Origin of the sequence: Pantoea sp. 1B4 (genome assembly GCF_016925765.1) — a bacterium.
Classification (GTDB): domain Bacteria; phylum Pseudomonadota; class Gammaproteobacteria; order Enterobacterales; family Enterobacteriaceae; genus Pantoea; species Pantoea agglomerans.
The window spans coordinates 3,144,474-3,163,416 of sequence record NZ_JAEUWZ010000001.1 but is presented as its reverse complement, the minus strand read 5'-3'; the positions used below and the strand labels follow the sequence as shown (position 1 = coordinate 3,163,416).

Sequence of the window (18,943 nt, the reverse complement as noted above, 5' to 3'; positions counted from 1 at the left end):
GCGGAGAAAAGGCACAACGCGTGGTTGAGCTGCGCGGCAAATCTGCCATAATCAGCGCCCTGTTTTTTTCAAGCGAGTCCGTAATGCAATACCCGATTAACGAAATGTTCCAGACACTGCAGGGCGAAGGTTATTACACCGGCGTGCCTGCCATTTTCATTCGTTTGCAGGGATGCCCGGTGGGCTGTAGCTGGTGCGATACCAAACACACCTGGGAAAAGCGGACAGATCGGGAAACGTCGCTGGGCGATATTTTGATCAAGACGGTGGAAAGCGACGCCTGGGGGGGGATGCCGACGCGGCGACCCTGGTGAGTGCCATTGCGCAGCAGGGCTGGACGGCGCGTCATGTGGTCATCACCGGCGGTGAACCGGCGATTTACGATCTGCGTCCGTTAACCACTGCGCTGGAGCAGCACGGTTTCCAGTGCCAGATTGAGACCAGCGGAACCCACGAGATTCACTGTTCTGAACGGACCTGGGTGACTGTCTCGCCGAAGGTCAACATGCGCGGCGGCTACGATGTTCTGCCCCAGGCGCTGAGCCGGGCCGATGAAATCAAGCATCCGGTAGCGCGCGAGCGTGATGTGGAAGCGCTGGATCGGCTGCTGGCAGGCATTGATGACACCAAAGCGCGTATCATCGCCCTGCAGCCAATCAGCCGCAAAGATGATGCAACCCGGCTCTGTATTGAGACCTGCATTGCCCGTAACTGGCGTCTGTCGATGCAGACCCATAAATATCTCAATATCGCCTGATCCTGATAAAGCGGCACGCAATGAGCCATTAACTACAGGAAAGCGTTAAGCGTCAGAGGCAGGACGGAGAGAAAAGCCGCGTCGGATCGAAGGGTTCGATCCGACAGGGTTAGCCGCGGTAAACGCAGCCTGCGGTGCAGGTTTCTTTGATCATCACCGCGCTAAGCAGCGGCAGTTGCGGCTTCATCTGATCCCAGATCCATTTCGCCAGCACTTCGCTGGTGGGATTTTCCAGGCCGGGAATATCATTCAGATAGTAGTGGTCCAGCCGATTGTAGACCGGCTTAAACGCCGCCTTCAGCTCAGCAAAATCCATAACCCAGCCGGTATGCGCATCCACTTCGCCGGTAATCTCCAGACGAACCAGGAACGAATGACCGTGCAGACGGCCACATTTGTGTCCGGCCGGCACATTCGGTAGATGATGCGCGGCTTCGAACTGGAACTCTTTAAACAAGGTGGTAGACATAATGGTTCTCAGACATTAAAAAACCGCTGAATTCTACCTGATTACCGCTTTTTTCGCACCCGAACCGCACAAACCGATACTTTTCCTGCGCGTTTATACAGTGGCGTCCAGCTAATTAACTGATATATCACCGCTTTGCTTACCACTTTTAACGATTATTCCTACCTGGAAAACCATTTAGTCATTTTGGTTATTTGATATGTCGAAGGTGTATTTAATCGTTAATATACGGACCGGTAACCTACGCACTCTTCCGCCATTTTACGGTCCGGACTTCTGATACTGGAATTTTTAACGCGATGACGACTCAGGCACCTGGTTCAATGCTTCCGCTCTCCCCGGAACAACTCGCTCGCTTACAGGCGGCGACGACAGATTATTCCCCGACTCAACTGGCGTGGCTGTCAGGCTATTTCTGGGGCAGGGTGGAACAGACCCCGGGTAGCGCCGTCGCCAGCACTGCATCTGTTCCGGCTCCGGCCGAAGCGCCCGCCATTACGCTGCTTTCTGCCTCCCAGACCGGCAACGCACGTCGTCTGGCTGAGCAGTTGCGTGATGACCTGCTGGCCGCAAAGCTGAACGTAAACCTGGTGAATGCCGGTGATTACAAGTTCAAACAGATTGGCCAGGAAAAAATGCTGGTGGTTGTAACCTCCACCCAGGGCGAAGGCGAACCGCCGGAAGAGGCGGTGGCGCTGCATAAATTCCTGATGTCGAAAAAGGCACCGAAAATGGAGGGTGCCGCCTTCGCAGTGTTTGGCCTGGGCGACACCTCTTATGAATTCTTCAGTCAGGCGGGTAAAGATTTTGACAGCCGACTGGCGGAGCTGGGCGGCGAGCGTCTGCTGGATCGCGTTGATGCGGATGTTGAGTATGCGGAGCAGGCCGCCGCCTGGCGCAATGCACTGACGGAAATTCTCAAGAAACGCGTGCCGACCGAATCCCCGGCGCAGGCTGCGGCGACAGCAGCCGGCAGCGTCAACGAAGTCACCACCAGCCCCTATACTAAAGAGTCGCCGCTCAGCGCGAGTCTGGCGGTGAATCAGAAAATTACCGGACGGGACTCAGATAAAGATGTGCGCCATATCGAAATCGATCTGGGCGATTCCGGTCTGCGCTACCAGCCTGGCGATGCGCTGGGCGTCTGGTATGAGAACGATGCGGCGCTGGTCAGCGAACTGCTGGAGCTGGTCTGGCTGAAAGGCGATGAGCCGGTAGAGGTTCAGGGGAAAACCCTGCCGCTGGCGGAGGCGCTGCAGAAGCATTTCGAGCTGACGGTTAACACCGCGCAGATCGTGGCGCAGTATGCCCAGCTGTCACGCAACGCGGAGTTGCTCTCACTGGTGGATGATAAAGCCAGGCTGCAGCACTATGCGCAGCACTATCCGATTGTGGATATGGTGCGCCTGGCACCGTCTGAACTCAGCGCTGAACAGCTGACCGGCCTGCTGCGACCGCTGACGCCGCGACTCTACTCTATCGCCTCTTCGCAGGCTGAAACCGATACCGAAGTGCATATCACCGTCGGTGCCGTTCGCTTTGATATTGAAGGTCGCCAGCGTGGCGGCGGTGCATCGACCTGGCTGGCCGATCGCATCGAAGAAGAGGGCGAAGTCCGGGTCTTCATCGAACACAACGACAACTTCCGCCTGCCGGCTAATCCGGATGCGCCAGTGATCATGATTGGCCCGGGCACCGGCATCGCGCCATTCCGCGCCTTTATGCAGCAGCGCGACAACGACGGTGCCGGCGGCAAAAACTGGCTATTCTTTGGTAATCCGCACTTCACCGACGATTTCCTCTATCAGGTGGAGTGGCAGAAATATGTGAAGGATGGTCTGCTGACCCATATCGACCTCGCCTGGTCACGCGATCAGGCAGAGAAGATTTACGTACAGGATAAGATCCGCGCGAAAGGGGCCGAAGTGTGGCGCTGGATTGAAGAGGGCGCGCATCTTTATGTCTGTGGCGACGCGAATCGTATGGCAAAAGACGTCGAGCAGGCATTGCTGGATGTGGTGGTCGAACACGGCGGAATGGATCGTGAAACGGCCGACGAATTTTTAAGTGAGCTGCGCATTGAGCGCCGTTATCAGCGAGACGTTTACTAATGAGCGATAAACACCCTGGACCGCTGGTTGTAGAAGGCAAATTAGCAGACGCTGAGCGTCTGAAGAAGCAGAGCAACTATCTGCGCGGCACCATTAAAGAAGATCTGGAAGAGGGTCTGACCGGCGGTTTTACCGGCGACAACTTCCTGCTGATCCGTTTTCACGGCATGTACCAGCAGGACGATCGCGATATTCGTGCCGAACGTGCGGAGCAGAAGCTGGAGCCGCGCCACGCCATGATGCTGCGTTGCCGGTTGCCGGGCGGCATCATTACGCCGACTCAGTGGCTGGCCATCGACAAATTTGCCACCGATAAAACTATCTATGGCAGCATCCGTCTGACTAACCGTCAGACCTTCCAGTTTCACGGCATTCTGAAGAAGAACGTTAAGCCGACGCATCAGATGCTGCATGAGGTGGGGCTGGATGCGCTGGCGACCGCCAACGACGTTAACCGTAACGTGCTCTGTACGTCGAACCCGGTTGAGTCGGAGCTGCATCAGGAAGCGTATGAGTGGGCGAAGAAACTCTCTGAGCATCTGCTGCCACGCACCCGTGCCTATGCGGAGATCTGGTGGGATAAAGAAAAAGTCGCCACCACCGACGAAGAGCCGATCCTCGGTGAAACGTATCTGCCGCGTAAATTCAAAACCACCGTGGTGATCCCGCCGCATAACGACGTGGATCTGCACGCCAACGATCTGAACTTTGTCGCTGTCGCCGAGCACGGCAAGCTGGTGGGCTTTAACCTGCTGGTGGGTGGCGGGCTGTCGATTGAGCACGGTAACAAAGCGACCTACGCGCGCACCGCCAGCGAGTTTGGTTACTTCCCGGTGGAGAAGATCCTCGACGTTGCCGAGGCGGTGGTCACGACTCAGCGCGACTGGGGCAACCGTACCGACCGTAAAAACGCCAAAACCAAGTACACCCTGGAACGCGTTGGCGTCGAGACCTTTAAAGCCGAAGTTGAAAAACGGGCAGGCGTGACGTTTGAGCCGATCCGTCCTTATGAGTTCACCACCCGTGGCGATCGCATTGGCTGGATTAAAGGCATCGACAACAAATGGCACCTGACGCTGTTTATCGAAAATGGTCGCCTGCTCGACTATCCGGGCCGACCGCTGAAAAGCGGCATCGCTGAAATTGCGAAAATCCATCAGGGCGATTTCCGCCTGACCGCTAACCAGAACCTGATTGTGGCGGGCGTGCCGGAAAGCGAAAAAGCGCAGATCGAAGCAATCGCGCGCGAACATGGTCTGATGGATCACGTTACGGCACAGCGCGAAAACTCGATGGCCTGCGTGGCGTTCCCGACCTGTCCGCTGGCGATGGCAGAAGCCGAGCGCTTCCTGCCTGCCTTCGTGACCAAAGTGGAAGGGATCATGCATGCGCATGGCGTTGGCGATGAGCACATAGTGTTACGCGTTACCGGTTGTCCCAACGGCTGTGGCCGTGCCATGCTGGCTGAGCTGGGTCTGGTGGGTAAAGCGCCAGGTCGCTACAACCTGCATCTGGGTGGAAACCGCAGCGGAACGCGTATTCCCCGCATGTACCGTGAAAACATTAACGAAAGCGAAATTCTCGCCACCATTGATGAGCTGGTGGGACGCTGGGCCACTGAGCGCCAGGCCGCGGAAGGCTTTGGTGACTTCACCATCCGCGCGGGCATTGTTGCGCCGGTGCTGGACCCGGCACGCGACTTTTGGGAGGAAGCAAAATGAGTCACCCCGACCTCGCAGCACTGAATGAGATGTCCAAAGTCCAGCGTGCTATGGCGCTGGCCGCGACCAATGCGCAGCTGGAGAAGTCATCTGCGGAAGAGCGGGTCAGCTGGGCACTGGAGAATCTGCCGGGTGCCTACGTGCTCTCCTCCAGTTTCGGTATTCAGGCCGCGGTGTCGCTGCATCTGGTGACGCGTCAGCAGCCCGATATTCCGGTGATCCTGACCGACACCGGCTATCTGTTCCCGGAGACCTATCGTTTTATTGATGAGCTGGCGGACCAGCTCAATCTCAACCTTAAAGTGTTCCGCGCCGAAACCTCACCGGCCTGGCAGGAAGCGCGCTACGGCAAACTGTGGGAGCAGGGCGTCGAGGGGATTGAGAAATATAACGAGATCAACAAAGTTGAGCCGATGAATCGCGCCATTGAAACCCTGGGCGCGCAGACCTGGTTTGCCGGATTGCGGCGCGACCAGTCGGGCAGTCGGGCGAATCTGCCGGTGCTGGGCGTCCAGCGTGGCGTCTTTAAGCTGCTGCCGATTATCGACTGGGATAACCGCCAGATTCATCAGTATCTGGAGCAGCATAAGCTGAAGTACCATCCGCTGTGGGATGAAGGCTATCTCTCGGTGGGCGATACCCATACCACCCGCAAGTGGGAGCCGGGTATGGCAGAAGAAGAGACGCGCTTCTTCGGTCTCAAGCGCGAGTGTGGTCTGCACGAAGGCTGACGCAGGACTTCTCTCCCCAAACACAGGGAGAGAAGTTTTTGGCTGCAGTCAGGCGGGAAGCTAAACGCCTTTTAATCCGGCAAACGCCTCTGCTGCACGGGTTACATTCACTTTCGTCACCTCATACTCTGCCACCGTGACAAACGGATCTTCCGCTAAAATTGCATCCAGCTCTTCTCGTTCCATCTCCCTGACCAGTAACATGCCGCCCGTGCGCGGATCTTTACGTCCCGCTGCAATAAAAAAGCCCGCGTCAAAATAGCGATCCAGCCATTCGATATGGGCTGCCAGCAGCGCTTCAACTTCTTCTACCGGACGAACGTAATTCAGAAAGACCACGTACATGTCAGATCCTTACACTTTGGGATTGGTCAGTTCACTGAGCAGCGGCAGCAGCACGCGAACGCTGTCGCGGGTTCGCAAGGTTATCTGCCCCGGCAGCCAGCGGTCGAGATAGCTCAGATTATCCAGGTCAGTCTGATGGCGGGTAACGCCATCAGGAAAGTGGGGACTACGATGACGCTGCAGCGCACCATCTTTATTACCCAGCGTCCAGTTGCTGGCGGTCACATCCAGCAGCGGAAAGCCCGCCTTGTCGAAGGCATTAAGAGCGTCAAAGTCTTTACGGTTCAGCTGATGACTGGCGGCGGGAATGCCCTGCTGGCGTGCCAGTAACAGGGCTCGTTCGCTGGTCTGCTTGCGCACCGCCCGGGGCGTATTCATGCCGCTGTTAAAATAGAGATGATCGCCGGTGATCAGGCTATTCAGATCGATGACCAGCAGGGTATTCTTCTTCTCACGCGTGCTCATCCGCTCAACATAATCATCCATGCCGTGCAGATCTGCCTCTCCGGCGCTCAGCGCCACAAAGCGTATGCCGTAGTGCAGCGGTTTGCGGCTCCGCTGCTGCGCCAGCTCCAGCATCACGCCAAGACCCGATGCATTATCATCGACGCCCTGCAGGCGTAAGCCGCCCAGGTTGTGCTGGGCCTGGCTGCTATTTTGCGGCGTCCAGGTATCCAGATGTGCCACGATCAGAATCTCCTGCGGCACGCTGCCTGCACGCGCGGCAATCACCGAGGTTGCCGTGAGCTTATGCCAGCGCTGCGTGCCGTCCTCTTCCTGCCACTTATAGCCGGTCCTGAACTGGCGGGTATTGGTCTTATACCCCAGCGCGGTAAATTGCTGTTGCAGGTAGTCGGCTGCCATCAGCTCAGCCGGGCTGCCGCTCATCCGGCCAGGAAACAAGGTGGCGATGTGCCGGACCTGCTGTTCGGCAAACTGGCCAGGCGGAGTGGCCAGAGCCAGCGGGGAAATGAGTGCGCCAAATAAAATTGTCGCTACCCTCAAGCGGAGGGAATAAAACATAGTGCATCCTTTTTCATTATTCGGGAGCCGTTCCGCATGGGGGCCAGGGCCAGCCATGCCGCGCGCATTATATCCTTTTTGTCCCGTGACTTTGTTAGTGGAATCGGGCGCTGTCACTACCGAAAGGCGTAACGGACCATTATCGCTGGCACTTATCTGCTTTTGCTGCCGCAGGTGTGGCTTTCAATATGTGAGCCTGTTCACGAAAAAGCCATTAAATTTCATCTGTTAAGACCAAATTGTTCTGTGCTTTGCGGCGTCGTTATTCCATTCGGTAACTACTCATTCCAATTCGTAATTTCATCTGGATAAACCCAGCGACGTATAGTCGCGTTAATACAAAGTTAAAACATCAGGGTTAACGTGGACTATTTGCCTCTTTTTGCCGATCTTTCTGGCCGCCCGGTTCTGGTTGTCGGCGGGGGGAGATATTGCGGCGCGAAAAATTGAACTGCTGCGCCGTGCACGCGCGCGCGTTCTGATCGCATCTCGTGAACTCTGCCCTGAACTGCAGGCACTGCTGGATAAGCAGGAGCTGGAGTGGCTGGCGACCGAATTTGACCCGGCCCAGCTGGATGGCGTTTTCCTGGTGATTGCCGCCACCGACGACAACCATCTCAACACCCAGGTGTTTGAAGCCGCCAATGCGCGGCATAAGCTGGTTAACGTGGTGGATGACCAGCCAAAATGCACCTTTATCTTCCCCTCGATTGTTGACCGCTCACCGCTGGTGGTGGCGATCTCCTCCAGCGGCACCGCACCGGTGCTGGCACGCATGCTGCGCGAAAAAATCGAAACGCTGCTGCCTGCCAGTCTGGGTCAGATGGCTGAAGTGGCCGGACTCTGGCGCGATAAAGTCAAACAGCGCTTCAGCCGCATGTCTGACCGTCGGCGCTTCTGGGAACGCGCTTTCGATGGCCGGTTCGCCAGTGAGATGTCTGCCGGTAACGTCGAAGAGGCGAAACGCACGCTGGACCGTGAGCTGCTGGAAGAGCCGACCCGTCAGGGCGAGATCTTTCTGGTGGGCGCCGGGCCGGGCGACAGCGGTCTGCTGACGCTGCGTGGCCTGCAGGTGATGCAGTTAGCCGATGTGGTGCTCTACGACCATCTGGTCAGCGAAGAGGTGCTGGATCTGGTGCGCCGCGATGCCGATCGCATCTGCGTCGGCAAACGGGCCAGCGCGCACACGTTGCCGCAGGAAGAGATCAATCAGATGCTGGTTTCACTGGCGCTGAAAGGCAAGCGCGTCGTGCGCCTCAAGGGCGGCGATCCCTTTATCTTTGGCCGCGGCGGCGAAGAGCTGCAGGCGGCTCAGCAGGCGGGTGTGCCGTTCCAGGTGGTGCCGGGCGTCACCGCGGCTGCCGGTGCGACGGCCTATGCCGGTATTCCGCTGACCCACCGCGACTACGCGCAGAGCGTGATGTTTATTACCGGTCACTGCCGTCCCGATGGGGATGACATTGACTGGCCATCGCTGGCGCGTGCGCGTCAGACGCTGGCGATCTACATGGGAACCGTTAAAGCCGCTGCCATCAGCGAGGCGCTGATTCAGCACGGTCGCGCGCCATCAACGCCGGTGGCGGTGATCAGTCGCGGCACCCGTCAGGATCAACAGGTGCTGACCGGCACCTTAGAACAACTTGAGGCGCTGGCCGCCTCGGCACCCACTCCGGCGCTGCTGGTGATCGGAGAGGTGGTTAATCTGCACGGGCAACTCGCCTGGTTTAAACATTCAGCACAGCAGGGGGCTCGCGAGTCCGCCGTTGTCAATCTGGCTTGAGGGAAAATCATGGACCAAAAACGACTCACTCATCTGCGTCAGCTGGAGGCGGAGAGTATCCACATCATTCGCGAAGTGGCGGCGGAGTTCAGCAATCCGGTGATGATGTATTCCATCGGCAAAGACTCCTCGGTCATGCTCCATCTGGCGCGTAAAGCCTTCTACCCAGGCACGCTGCCGTTCCCGTTGCTGCATGTGGATACCGGCTGGAAATTCCGTGAAATGTACGAATTTCGCGACCGCACCGTGAAAGCGATGGGTGCAGAGTTGCTGGTTCACCGCAACCCGGAAGGCGTGGCGATGGGCATCAACCCCTTTGTTCACGGCAGTGCCAAACACACTGACATCATGAAAACCGAAGGGCTGAAGCAGGCGCTGAACAAATATGGTTTTGATGCAGCCTTTGGCGGCGCACGTCGTGATGAAGAGAAGTCACGCGCCAAAGAGCGTATCTACTCATTCCGTGACCGCTTCCATCGCTGGGATCCGAAAAACCAGCGCCCTGAGCTGTGGCACAACTACAACGGTCAGATCAACAAGGGTGAAAGCATCCGCGTCTTCCCGCTGTCGAACTGGACCGAACTGGATATCTGGCAGTACATCTTCCTGGAAAACATCGAGATCGTGCCGCTCTATCTCGCCGCACCGCGTCCGGTGCTGGAGCGTGATGGCATGCTGATGATGATCGATGACGATCGCATCAACCTGCAGCCGGGTGAAGAGATCACCGAACGGATGGTCCGTTTCCGTACACTCGGCTGCTGGCCGCTGACCGGCGCGGTAGAGTCCGAGGCGCAGACGCTGCCGGAGATCATCGAAGAGATGCTGGTTTCCACCACCAGCGAGCGTCAGGGCCGCATGATCGATCGCGATCAGTCCGGTTCGATGGAACTGAAAAAACGTCAGGGTTATTTCTAAGGAGACGCCAGATGAATACCGTAATTGCACAACAGATTGCCGACCAGGGCGGCGTTGAAGCCTGGCTGACCAAGCAACAACACAAGAGCCTGCTGCGTTTTCTGACCTGCGGCAGCGTTGACGACGGAAAAAGTACCCTGATTGGACGTCTGCTACACGACACCCGTCAGATCTATGAAGATCAGCTCTCATCGCTGCACAACGACAGTAAACGTCACGGCACCCAGGGCGAGAAGCTCGATCTGGCGCTGCTGGTGGATGGTCTGCAGGCTGAGCGTGAGCAGGGCATTACCATTGATGTGGCCTACCGCTACTTCTCGACCGAAAAGCGTAAATTTATTATCGCCGACACGCCGGGACATGAGCAGTACACCCGTAACATGGCGACCGGCGCGTCAACCTGCGATCTGGCGATCCTGCTGATCGATGCGCGTAAAGGCGTACTGGATCAGACCCGCCGCCACAGCTTTATCTCGACGCTGCTGGGGATCAAACACCTGGTGGTGGCAATCAATAAAATGGATCTGGTGGAGTACAACCAGGAGCGCTTCGAGCAGATCAAACAGGATTACCTCGACTTTGCTGCGCAGCTGCCGGAAGACCTCGATATCCGCTTTGTGCCGATGTCGGCGCTGGAAGGGGATAACGTCGCCTCTGCCAGTCAGACCATGCCGTGGTATAGCGGCCCGACGCTGCTGGATGTGCTGGAGACTGTGGAGCTGAAGCGCGTCGTCGATCATCAGCCGATGCGCTTCCCGGTGCAGTATGTCAACCGTCCGAACCTCGATTTTCGTGGCTATGCCGGCACCCTGGCGTCGGGCAGCGTGCAGGTAGGCCAGCGCGTTAAAGTGCTGCCTTCTGGCGTGGAGTCGACCATTGCCCGCATTGTGACCTTCGATGGCGATCTGCAGGAAGCGGGTGCAGGCGAAGCGATTACCCTGGTGCTGCAGGATGAGATTGATATCAGCCGTGGCGATTTGCTGGTGGATGCCAGTGAAGAGCTGGCAGCGGTTCAGTCTGCCAGCGTTGACGTGGTCTGGATGGCAGAACAGCCGCTGCAGGCCGGTCAGAGTTATGACCTGAAAATCGCCGGTAAGAAAACCCGTGGCCGGGTAGAGAAGGTGCTGCATCAGGTCGAGATCAACTCGCTGGAGACGCGTCAGGTCGATACGCTGCCGCTGAACGGTATCGGTCGCATTGAGATCACTTTTGATGAACCGATGGTACTCGACAGCTATCAGCAAAACCCGGTAACCGGCGGCATGATCTTTATCGATCGCCTGAGCAACGTCACCGTGGGTGCCGGCATGATCCATCAGCCAAACCATGATGCCCCGGTTAATACCGGCGAGTTCAGCGCGTTTGAGCTGGAACTGAATGCTCTGGTGCGCCGCCACTTCCCACACTGGAATGCGCGCGACCTGCTGGGCGGTCAGTAATGGCTCAGCACGACGATAACGTGGTGTGGCATGATCATCCGGTGACACGCGCCTCACGCGAACAGCAGCATGGCCATCAGGGCGTGGTGCTGTGGTTTACCGGGCTTTCGGGCTCGGGGAAATCCACCGTTGCCGGTGCGCTGGAGCAGGCGCTGCACCGCATCGGCGTCAGCACCTATCTGCTGGATGGTGACAATGTGCGTCACGGCCTCTGTCGTGACCTCGGTTTCAGCGATGATGACCGTAAAGAGAATATCCGTCGCGTCGGTGAAGTGGCGAAACTGATGGTGGATGCCGGACTCGTGGTGCTCACTGCCTTTATTTCGCCGCATCGCGCCGAGCGTCAGATGGTGCGCGATCTGCTGGAGCCGGGACAGTTTATCGAGGTATTTGTCGATACGCCGTTAGCCGTGTGTGAAGTGCGTGATCCGAAAGGGTTGTATCGCAAAGCGCGCGCCGGTGAACTGCGTAATTTCACCGGCATCGACAGCGTCTATGAGGCGCCCGATAGCCCGGAAATCCAGCTGGATGGCGAACAATTGGTTACAAAACTGGCCGCCCAATTGTTAGACCTGCTGCGTGACCGCGATATCATCAAATCCTGAAGAGACAGCGGCAAATCGTTTCTGATTTGCCGCCCTCGCGCCAACAGGATGCCTATGCAGAACATTACCCCAATGCTCGCTCGAAAAGATGACTCCTCCCCGGATGAGCCGCGCTCATTGCTGCCGGGCGGCGTTATCGGCTTTCTCGCTTACTGGTGCGCGCTGGCGATCCCTTTCCTGCTGTTCGGCTCTAACACGCTGTTCTTCTTTCTTTATACCTGGCCATTCTTTCTGGCGCTGCTGCCGGTTGCGGTGGTCACGGGTATCGCGCTGAATACGCTGCTGAGTGGACAGTGGCTGTGGGCCGCGCTCGCCACGGTGATCATGGTGGTCACGCTCTTCTGGTTAATGTTCTCTTTTCTCTCCGGCTGGTAAGCCCTCAGTGCGCCCGCGCTGATGTGCAAACGCATCGGCAGGTTACAAATCTTTTCCCGTCTGAATCGGTACTGATTCATATTTTGCGCAGACGCGCAGCAAAGCGCGCCATTTTCTCCGCTGGTGTGGAGTCCTGTGCAAAGTTATGGGATGATTGGGCCGTTTTTAGGGGGGCGGGATGGGAAAACTGACGTTACTGTTATTGGTGCTGCTTGGCTGGCTGCAATATTCGTTGTGGCTGGGGAAAAATGGCATCCATGACTATACGCGCGTCAATGATGATGTCGCGGTGCAACAGGCAAACAATGCCAAACTGAAATCGCGAAACGATCAGCTGTTTGCCGAAATTGACGATCTCAATGGCGGCTCGGAAGCGATCGAGGAGCGTGCACGCAATGAACTGGGCATGATTAAGCCCGGTGAGACTTTCTATCGTCTGGTGCCTGACCAGAACAAACGCAACGCGCAACAAGCTGCGCTTAACCAACAACGATAAAACATGAACACTCTGGCCTCCCTTGCGGATGTGATTGCCGTGGTGCCCGCTGCCGGGATCGGCAGCCGCATGCAGGCAACCTGTCCGAAGCAGTATCTGACGATTGGTCAGCACACCCTTCTGGAACACAGCATTGCGCGTCTGTTTTCCCATCCCGCTATCAAACAGGTGATTGTCGCCCTCAGTCCTGATGACCAGCACTTCGCTTCACTGCCGCTGGCACGCGATCCGCGCGTGCTCAGGGTGACAGGCGGAGAGACCCGCGCCGAATCGGTGCTGGCCGGATTGCAGGCCGCACAGGGTTCCGCCTGGGTGCTGGTCCATGACGCCGCGCGTCCCTGTCTGCATCCCGACGATCTCCAGCAACTGCTCAACGTGCGTGAACAGAGCCACGTTGGCGGGATTCTGGCCGCGCCAGTGCGTGACACCATGAAACGGGGCGAGCCGGGCAAAGCCGCGGTGGCCCATACCGTAGAGCGCGACGATCTCTGGCACGCCTTAACGCCGCAATTTTTCCCTCATGCGCTGCTCACCGCCTGCCTGACGCGGGCGCTGGCAGAAGGCGCAACCATCACCGATGAAGCCTCGGCGCTGGAGTATTGCGGCTACCACCCGCTGTTAGTCAGCGGACGCAGTGATAACATCAAAGTCACCCGGCCAGAAGATCTGGCGCTGGCGGCTTTTTATCTGAGTCAGATTCAATTAAAGGAGAGCGCATGATGCGTATCGGTCACGGTTTTGACGTTCACGCCTTTGGCGGAGAGGGTCCGTTAGTGATTGGCGGTGTGCGGATCCCGTTTGAGCAGGGTTTTATCGCCCATTCGGATGGCGATGTGGCGCTGCATGCGCTGACTGACGCGCTGCTGGGCGCAGTGGCGATGGGCGATATCGGCAAGCTGTTTCCTGACACCGATCCGGCCTTTAAAGGGGCGGACAGCCGCGGCCTGCTGCGTGAGGCCTGGCGTCGTATCGAAGCCAAAGGCTATCGCATCGGTAATGTCGACGTCACGATTATTGCTCAGGCACCGAAAATGCTGCCGCACGTGCCACAGATGCGGATCAATATTGCAGAAGATCTGGGCTGCCATATGGATGCGGTCAACGTCAAAGCGACCACCACCGAGAAGCTGGGCTTTACCGGGCGCGGCGAAGGCATCGCCTGTGAAGCGGTGGCGTTAGTCCTGAAAGCTGACAGCCAATGATGCTGAATTACCTGCACGGTACACCCGTGGCCTCCGGCGTGATCAAAGCCAATCCGGAAGATTTCGTGGTGGTTGAAGATCTCGGTTATGGCGCGGATGGTGAAGGTGAGCACCTGCTGGTGCGCATCCGTAAAGTGGGGGCCAATACCCGCTTTGTGGCTGAGGCACTGGCGAAGTATCTCGGTATTCATCAGCGCGACATGAGTTATGCCGGAATGAAAGATCGCCATGCGGTGACGGAACAGACCCTCTGTTTTCGTCTGCCGGGTAATGCGATGCCCGATCTGCGCGGTTTTGAGCTGGAAGGGGTCGAGATTCTGCAGGCGGTGCGCCACAAACGTAAGCTGCGCATCGGCGCACTGGCGGGGAACGCGTTCCGGGTGATCATCCGCCAGATCAGTGACCGTGATGCAGTTGAAACGCGTCTGGCGCAGATTCGCGATGCGGGCGTGCCGAACTATTTTGGTGAACAGCGTTTTGGTCGCGGCGGCAATAACCTGGTGATGGCAGAAAAGTGGGCGCGCAATGAGATCATTATTCGCGACCGCAACAAGCGCAGCCTGATGCTCTCTGCCGCGCGCAGTGCGCTGTTTAATCAGGTGACCAGTGCGCGTCTGCAACAGCAGGGTAGGCTGACTCAGGTGCTCAACGGCGACGCGTTGCAGCTGACCGGACGAGGCAGCTGGTTTGTCGCGCAGCCTGATGAACTGGCAGAGTCACAGCGTCGGGTTGAGCAGCATGAGCTGCGCATCACCGCGCCGCTGCCGGGACGGGGCGAGCCTGGCCCGCAGGCTGACGCGCTGGCCTTTGAACAGCAGGCGCTGGCTGATGAGACGCTGCTGCTGGGACTGATTGAACGTGAGAAGGTTGATGCTGCACGCCGTGCCATGCTGGTGGTGCCGCGCGATATGCAGTGGAGCTGGTGGGATGATGTCACGCTGGAACTGGCATTCTGGCTGCCAGCGGGCAGCTTTGCCACCAGCGTGGTCCGGGAGCTGCTGACCCACGCGGACTCGCCCGATCAGATTGATGAGTAATCTTCGCCGCAACCTGACCCGCAGTGTGGGTAATGTTGCGGCAAACCCCCACCGTCGTGTGATTTACGCCTACCACTTCCTTGCGCGCCTCGCTAGAATGCAAAAATCGCCGTCCATTCCTCACCTGTTGCCATGCCGTTAAAACAGGTTCCGTCACGGCGACCAGTCGAATAAAAAAAGGTCAGAACGAAATGCGGATATTGCTCAGTAACGATGACGGCATTCATGCGCCAGGCATTCAGACTCTGGCGAAAGCCCTGCGGCAGATTGCTGACGTGCAGGTTGTTGCCCCCGATCGTAACCGAAGCGGTGCCTCGAACTCATTAACGCTGGAAACGCCTCTGCGCACCTTCACCCATGAAAACGGCGATATCGCCGTCCAGATGGGGACGCCGACCGACTGCGTCTATCTGGGGGGTGAATGCGCTGATGCAGCCGCGTCCCGACATTGTGGTGTCGGGCATCAATGCCGGCCCCAATCTGGGCGATGATGTGATCTACTCCGGCACGGTGGCGGCAGCGATGGAAGGGCGACATCTTGGCTTACCGGCTATCGCGGTTTCGCTCAATGGCCATCAGCACTACGCCACCGCGGCGGCCGTGACCTGCGCGCTCCTCAGGGCGCTGACGCATGAACCGCTGCGCACCGGCCGCATTCTCAACATCAACGTTCCCGATCTGCCGTTGTCTGAACTCAAAGGCATCCGCGTGACGCGCTGTGGCAGTCGCCATCCGGCGGATCAGGTGATTGCGCAGCAGGATCCGCGTGGCAATACACTCTACTGGATTGGTCCGCCAGGCGAAAAACTGGATGCGGGCCCGGATACGGACTTCGCCGCCGTGGATCAGGGCTACGTCTCTGTCACGGCACTGCATGTCGATTTAACGGCGCACAGCGCGCAGAACGTGCTCAGTGACTGGCTGGCTAAAGCTGAGGTGAACCTGGCATGGTGAATCGGCGTATTGAGACGTTGCTGTCACAACTGCGTCAGCAGGGCATCGATGATGAAAACCTGCTGAAAGCCATCAGCGAGGTGCCGCGCGAACGTTTTATCGACGAAGCGTTCGAGCATAAAGCCTGGGACAATGTTGCCTTGCCCATCGGCTCCGGTCAGACGATATCACAGCCCTACATGGTTGCGCGGATGACCGCGCTGCTCGGACTTAATCCGCATTCGCGTGTGCTGGAGATTGGTACGGGTTCAGGTTATCAGACGGCGATTCTTGCCCATCTGGTGGACCATGTTTATTCAGTGGAACGCATCAAAGGGCTGCAGTGGCAGGCCAAGCGCCGTCTGAAACAGCTGGATCTGCATAATGTCTCAACCCGTCATGGTGATGGCTGGCAGGGCTGGCCTTCACGTGGCCCCTTCGATGCCATCATCGTCACGGCTGCACCGCCTGAAATTCCGATTGCGCTGATAGCACAACTGGCAGAAGGCGGCATCATGGTGCTGCCAGTTGGTGAAGATCAGCAGGTACTGAAGCGCCTGCGTCGTCAGGGCGAAGAGGTGATGGAAGAGACCATCGAACCAGTGCGTTTTGTCCCGCTGGTGCAGGGCGATCTGGCCTGACCCTCTTCGTATTTCTTCACAACTGTTTCATAGCACCACGTACCTGATGTTGTTACTATCCAGTTTATTCATCGAAAACGCAGATTTTATCGCGCCGCGCAGAGTATCCTGCTGGCAGATACAGTGAAACAGATAGATCAGAGTTGCCATCACGGGGGGATTAATGAGCACGGGAAGCACACTTTTTCAGTTACGCCGTCTGGCGGCGCTTTCACTGGTAGGTTTTTGGCTGGCAGGCTGTAGCTCCAGCGACAACTCACAGGCACCCATCAGTCGCGTTGGCGACAATGGTGGCATGAACACTAACCAGTCTGGAGCAGACATGAGTTCAGGCGGCGTTCCTGCCACGCCAGCCCAGGGACAAATGTTAAGCAAAAATTCAGCATCTGCCCCCGCTAGTGGTGGAATGATTAGTACCAACAGCAATGTTGAGACGCAGAATGGCCGGATTGTTTACAATCGCAGTTATCAGAACATTCCTAAGGGTAGCTACTCCGGTGAAACTTATACCGTTAAGCGTGGCGACACATTGTTTTACATCGCCTGGATTACCGGCAACGATTTCCGTGATTTAGCCCAGCGCAACAATGTTCCGGCGCCATATGGCCTGAATGTCGGACAAACTTTGCAGATTGGCAATGGGTCGGGTCAGCCGATTACTGGCGGCAATCCCATTACCGTTGCTGATGCAACGCAGGGCGGCGTTCCGGCGGCGCCACAAATTAAATCGCCTTCTGTTGCACAGCAACCTGTTATTACGTATTCTGATGATTCAGGTAATTCGGGTGGCAGCAAAATGTTGCCTTCGAATGGAGCAAATGTTGCAACGACAACAGCTCCAGTCGTTACCGCACCCCCAACGGTTAGCAGTACAACCAACAGTTCAACGCCGGTCGGAAGCTGGCGCTGGCCGACTGACGGGAAGATCATCGATAACTTCTCTGCCGCCGAAGGTGGCAATAAAGGTATCGATATCGCCGGGACGCGCGGACAATCTGTGGTCGCCACTGCTTCAGGACGAGTGGTTTACGCAGGTAACGCACTCCGGGGTTACGGTAATTTAATCATCATTAAACACAACGATGATTACCTGAGTGCCTACGCCCACAACGATACAATGCTGGTCCGGGAACAACAGGAAGTTAAGGCGGGGCAAAAGATCGCTACCATGGGTAGCACCGGAACCAGTTCAGTCAGATTACACTTTGAAATTCGTTACAAGGGGAAATCCGTAAACCCGTTGCGTTATTTACCGCAGCGATAATCCGGCAGAACAAAACAGGTTTATGTTCTGCCCTGGAATCACGGGTAGGAGCCGCTTATGAGCCAGAATACGCTGAAAGTAAACGAGTTACATGAGAACGCGGAATTCGATGAGAACGGAGCTGAAATTTTTGACGAGAAGGCACTCGTTGAAAATGAAGCCAGTGATAGCGACGTAGCGGAAGAAGAGTTGCTATCACAGGGTGCGACGCAACGTGTGTTAGATGCGACGCAGCTCTATCTCGGGGAGATTGGCTATTCTCCGTTGTTAACGGCAGAGGAAGAAGTCTTCTTCGCTCGCCGTGCATTGCGGGGTGATATCCCTTCCCGTCGCCGTATGATCGAAAGTAACTTACGCCTGGTGGTGAAAATCGCTCGTCGTTACAGCAATCGTGGTTTAGCTCTGCTGGACCTGATTGAAGAAGGTAACCTCGGCCTGATTCGCGCCGTAGAGAAATTTGACCCGGAGCGCGGGTTCCGTTTCTCAACGTACGCCACCTGGTGGATTCGTCAGACTATTGAACGGGCGATCATGAATCAAACCCGTACCATCCGTCTGCCGATTCACATTGTGAAAGAACTGAATGTTTATCTGCGTACTGCGCGTGAACTTTCCCACAAGCTCGACCATGAGCCGAGTGCGGAAGAGATCGCAGAGCAGCTTGATAAACCGGTTGATGACGTAAGCCGCATGTTACGTCTCAACGAACGCATTACCTCGGTTGATACGCCATTAGGCGGTGATTCTGAAAAAGCGCTGCTGGATATTCTGGCCGATGAGAAAGACAACGGCCCTGAAGACACCACGCAAGACGATGATATGAAACAAAGCATCGTTAAATGGCTGTTCGAACTGAACGCCAAGCAGCGTGAAGTGCTGGCACGTCGTTTCGGCCTGTTGGGTTATGAAGCGGCAACACTTGAGGATGTGGGTCGTGAAATCGGCTTAACCCGCGAGCGTGTACGCCAGATTCAGGTTGAAGGTTTACGCCGTCTGCGTGAAATCCTGCAGGCGCAGGGCCTCAGCATTGAAGCACTGTTTCGTGAATAATCGTTAACAGTAAATCTGAGTTTGAATGCGAAAAGCGATGGTGAAA

At 56.9% G+C, this 18,943-nt stretch carries 17 protein-coding genes and 3 pseudogenes; 17 read left to right on the top strand and 3 right to left on the bottom strand.

Features of this window, described 5'->3' with window-relative positions:
• The first annotated feature begins 83 nt into the window (after window positions 1-83).
• A pseudogene (gene queE / locus JNO11_RS15200) lies at window positions 84-757 on the top strand (7-carboxy-7-deazaguanine synthase QueE).
• 109 nt (window positions 758-866) lie between these two features.
• On the opposite strand, the gene queD reads toward queE, so the two are convergent.
• Entirely contained in the window at window positions 867-1,226 is a 360-nt protein-coding gene (queD, locus tag JNO11_RS15195) for a 6-carboxytetrahydropterin synthase QueD (RefSeq protein WP_010248568.1), read from the bottom strand.
• Window positions 1,227-1,525: 299 nt separating this feature from the next.
• Here queD and cysJ point away from each other — a divergent pair, with 299 nt between their 5' ends.
• The 3 genes from cysJ to JNO11_RS15180 are packed head-to-tail and all read left to right on the top strand — an operon-like array spanning window position 1,526 to window position 5,789.
• Window positions 1,526-3,337 (top strand): NADPH-dependent assimilatory sulfite reductase flavoprotein subunit, encoded by a 1,812-nt coding sequence (gene cysJ, locus JNO11_RS15190; RefSeq protein ID WP_010672135.1) that lies wholly within the window; start codon window positions 1,526-1,528, stop codon window positions 3,335-3,337.
• Complete coding sequence (cysI, locus tag JNO11_RS15185) at window positions 3,337-5,058, top strand: assimilatory sulfite reductase (NADPH) hemoprotein subunit (protein ID WP_022623798.1); 1,722 nt, start codon at window positions 3,337-3,339, stop codon at window positions 5,056-5,058. The genes cysJ and cysI overlap by 1 nt, the downstream gene beginning before the upstream one ends.
• Window positions 5,055-5,789: a phosphoadenylyl-sulfate reductase gene (locus JNO11_RS15180; RefSeq protein WP_010248562.1), complete on the top strand. Its 735-nt coding sequence runs from the start codon at window positions 5,055-5,057 to the stop codon at window positions 5,787-5,789. Before cysI ends, JNO11_RS15180 begins: the two co-directional genes overlap by 4 nt.
• A 60-nt stretch (window positions 5,790-5,849) precedes the next feature.
• On the opposite strand, the gene JNO11_RS15175 is transcribed toward JNO11_RS15180, so the two are convergent.
• Together JNO11_RS15175 and JNO11_RS15170 are read right to left on the bottom strand one after the other, a co-directional pair.
• Entirely contained in the window at window positions 5,850-6,134 is a 285-nt protein-coding gene (locus tag JNO11_RS15175; protein ID WP_158131416.1) for a YciI family protein, read from the bottom strand.
• 9 nt (window positions 6,135-6,143) lie between these two features.
• Window positions 6,144-7,157 (bottom strand): aminopeptidase, encoded by a 1,014-nt coding sequence (locus tag JNO11_RS15170; protein ID WP_325177466.1) that lies wholly within the window; start codon window positions 7,155-7,157, stop codon window positions 6,144-6,146.
• Window positions 7,158-7,520: 363 nt separating this feature from the next.
• Here JNO11_RS15170 and cysG point away from each other — a divergent pair.
• The 13 genes and pseudogenes from cysG to rpoS all read left to right on the top strand — a co-directional run bounded on the left by cysG (window position 7,521) and on the right by rpoS (window position 18,897).
• A pseudogene (cysG, locus tag JNO11_RS15165) lies at window positions 7,521-8,937 on the top strand (siroheme synthase CysG).
• A 9-nt stretch (window positions 8,938-8,946) separates the two neighbouring features.
• On the top strand, window positions 8,947-9,855 hold the full coding sequence (cysD, locus tag JNO11_RS15160) for a sulfate adenylyltransferase subunit CysD (RefSeq protein ID WP_010248554.1): 909 nt from the start codon (window positions 8,947-8,949) through the stop codon (window positions 9,853-9,855).
• Window positions 9,856-9,866: 11 nt separating this feature from the next.
• The gene (gene cysN, locus JNO11_RS15155) at window positions 9,867-11,294 is read left to right on the top strand and encodes a sulfate adenylyltransferase subunit CysN (RefSeq protein ID WP_061703048.1); all 1,428 of its coding nucleotides are present in this window, start codon (window positions 9,867-9,869) and stop codon (window positions 11,292-11,294) included.
• The gene (gene cysC / locus JNO11_RS15150) at window positions 11,294-11,899 is read left to right on the top strand and encodes an adenylyl-sulfate kinase (protein ID WP_061703047.1); all 606 of its coding nucleotides are present in this window, start codon (window positions 11,294-11,296) and stop codon (window positions 11,897-11,899) included. The genes cysN and cysC overlap by 1 nt, the downstream gene beginning before the upstream one ends.
• Before the next feature lie 54 nt (window positions 11,900-11,953).
• Window positions 11,954-12,274: a DUF3561 family protein gene (locus JNO11_RS15145; protein WP_010248547.1), complete on the top strand. Its 321-nt coding sequence runs from the start codon at window positions 11,954-11,956 to the stop codon at window positions 12,272-12,274.
• 178 nt (window positions 12,275-12,452) lie between these two features.
• Window positions 12,453-12,770 carry a cell division protein FtsB gene (gene ftsB / locus JNO11_RS15140; protein ID WP_010248545.1) on the top strand — a complete coding sequence of 106 codons (318 nt, stop codon included), beginning with the start codon at window positions 12,453-12,455 and terminating at the stop codon, window positions 12,768-12,770.
• A gap of 3 nt (window positions 12,771-12,773) precedes the next feature.
• The gene (ispD, locus tag JNO11_RS15135) at window positions 12,774-13,490 is read left to right on the top strand and encodes a 2-C-methyl-D-erythritol 4-phosphate cytidylyltransferase (protein WP_010248543.1); all 717 of its coding nucleotides are present in this window, start codon (window positions 12,774-12,776) and stop codon (window positions 13,488-13,490) included.
• Window positions 13,490-13,972 (top strand): 2-C-methyl-D-erythritol 2,4-cyclodiphosphate synthase, encoded by a 483-nt coding sequence (gene ispF / locus JNO11_RS15130; RefSeq protein WP_010248541.1) that lies wholly within the window; start codon window positions 13,490-13,492, stop codon window positions 13,970-13,972. Before ispD ends, ispF begins: the two co-directional genes overlap by 1 nt.
• Window positions 13,969-15,009, top strand: coding sequence for a tRNA pseudouridine(13) synthase TruD (gene truD / locus JNO11_RS15125; RefSeq protein WP_325177465.1), 1,041 nt, complete (start codon window positions 13,969-13,971; stop codon window positions 15,007-15,009). Before ispF ends, truD begins: the two co-directional genes overlap by 4 nt.
• A gap of 191 nt (window positions 15,010-15,200) precedes the next feature.
• Window positions 15,201-15,963: pseudogene (gene surE / locus JNO11_RS15120) on the top strand (5'/3'-nucleotidase SurE).
• A complete protein-coding gene (locus JNO11_RS15115) occupies window positions 15,957-16,583 on the top strand; it encodes a protein-L-isoaspartate(D-aspartate) O-methyltransferase (protein WP_010248537.1) in 627 nt (208 codons plus the stop codon). The pseudogene surE and the gene JNO11_RS15115 overlap by 7 nt, the downstream one beginning before the upstream one ends.
• A gap of 163 nt (window positions 16,584-16,746) precedes the next feature.
• A complete protein-coding gene (gene nlpD / locus JNO11_RS15110) occupies window positions 16,747-17,847 on the top strand; it encodes a murein hydrolase activator NlpD (RefSeq protein ID WP_223566048.1) in 1,101 nt (366 codons plus the stop codon).
• 57 nt (window positions 17,848-17,904) lie between these two features.
• The gene (gene rpoS, locus JNO11_RS15105; protein ID WP_003849090.1) at window positions 17,905-18,897 is read left to right on the top strand and encodes an RNA polymerase sigma factor RpoS; all 993 of its coding nucleotides are present in this window, start codon (window positions 17,905-17,907) and stop codon (window positions 18,895-18,897) included.
• Window positions 18,898-18,943: the final 46 nt, after the last annotated feature.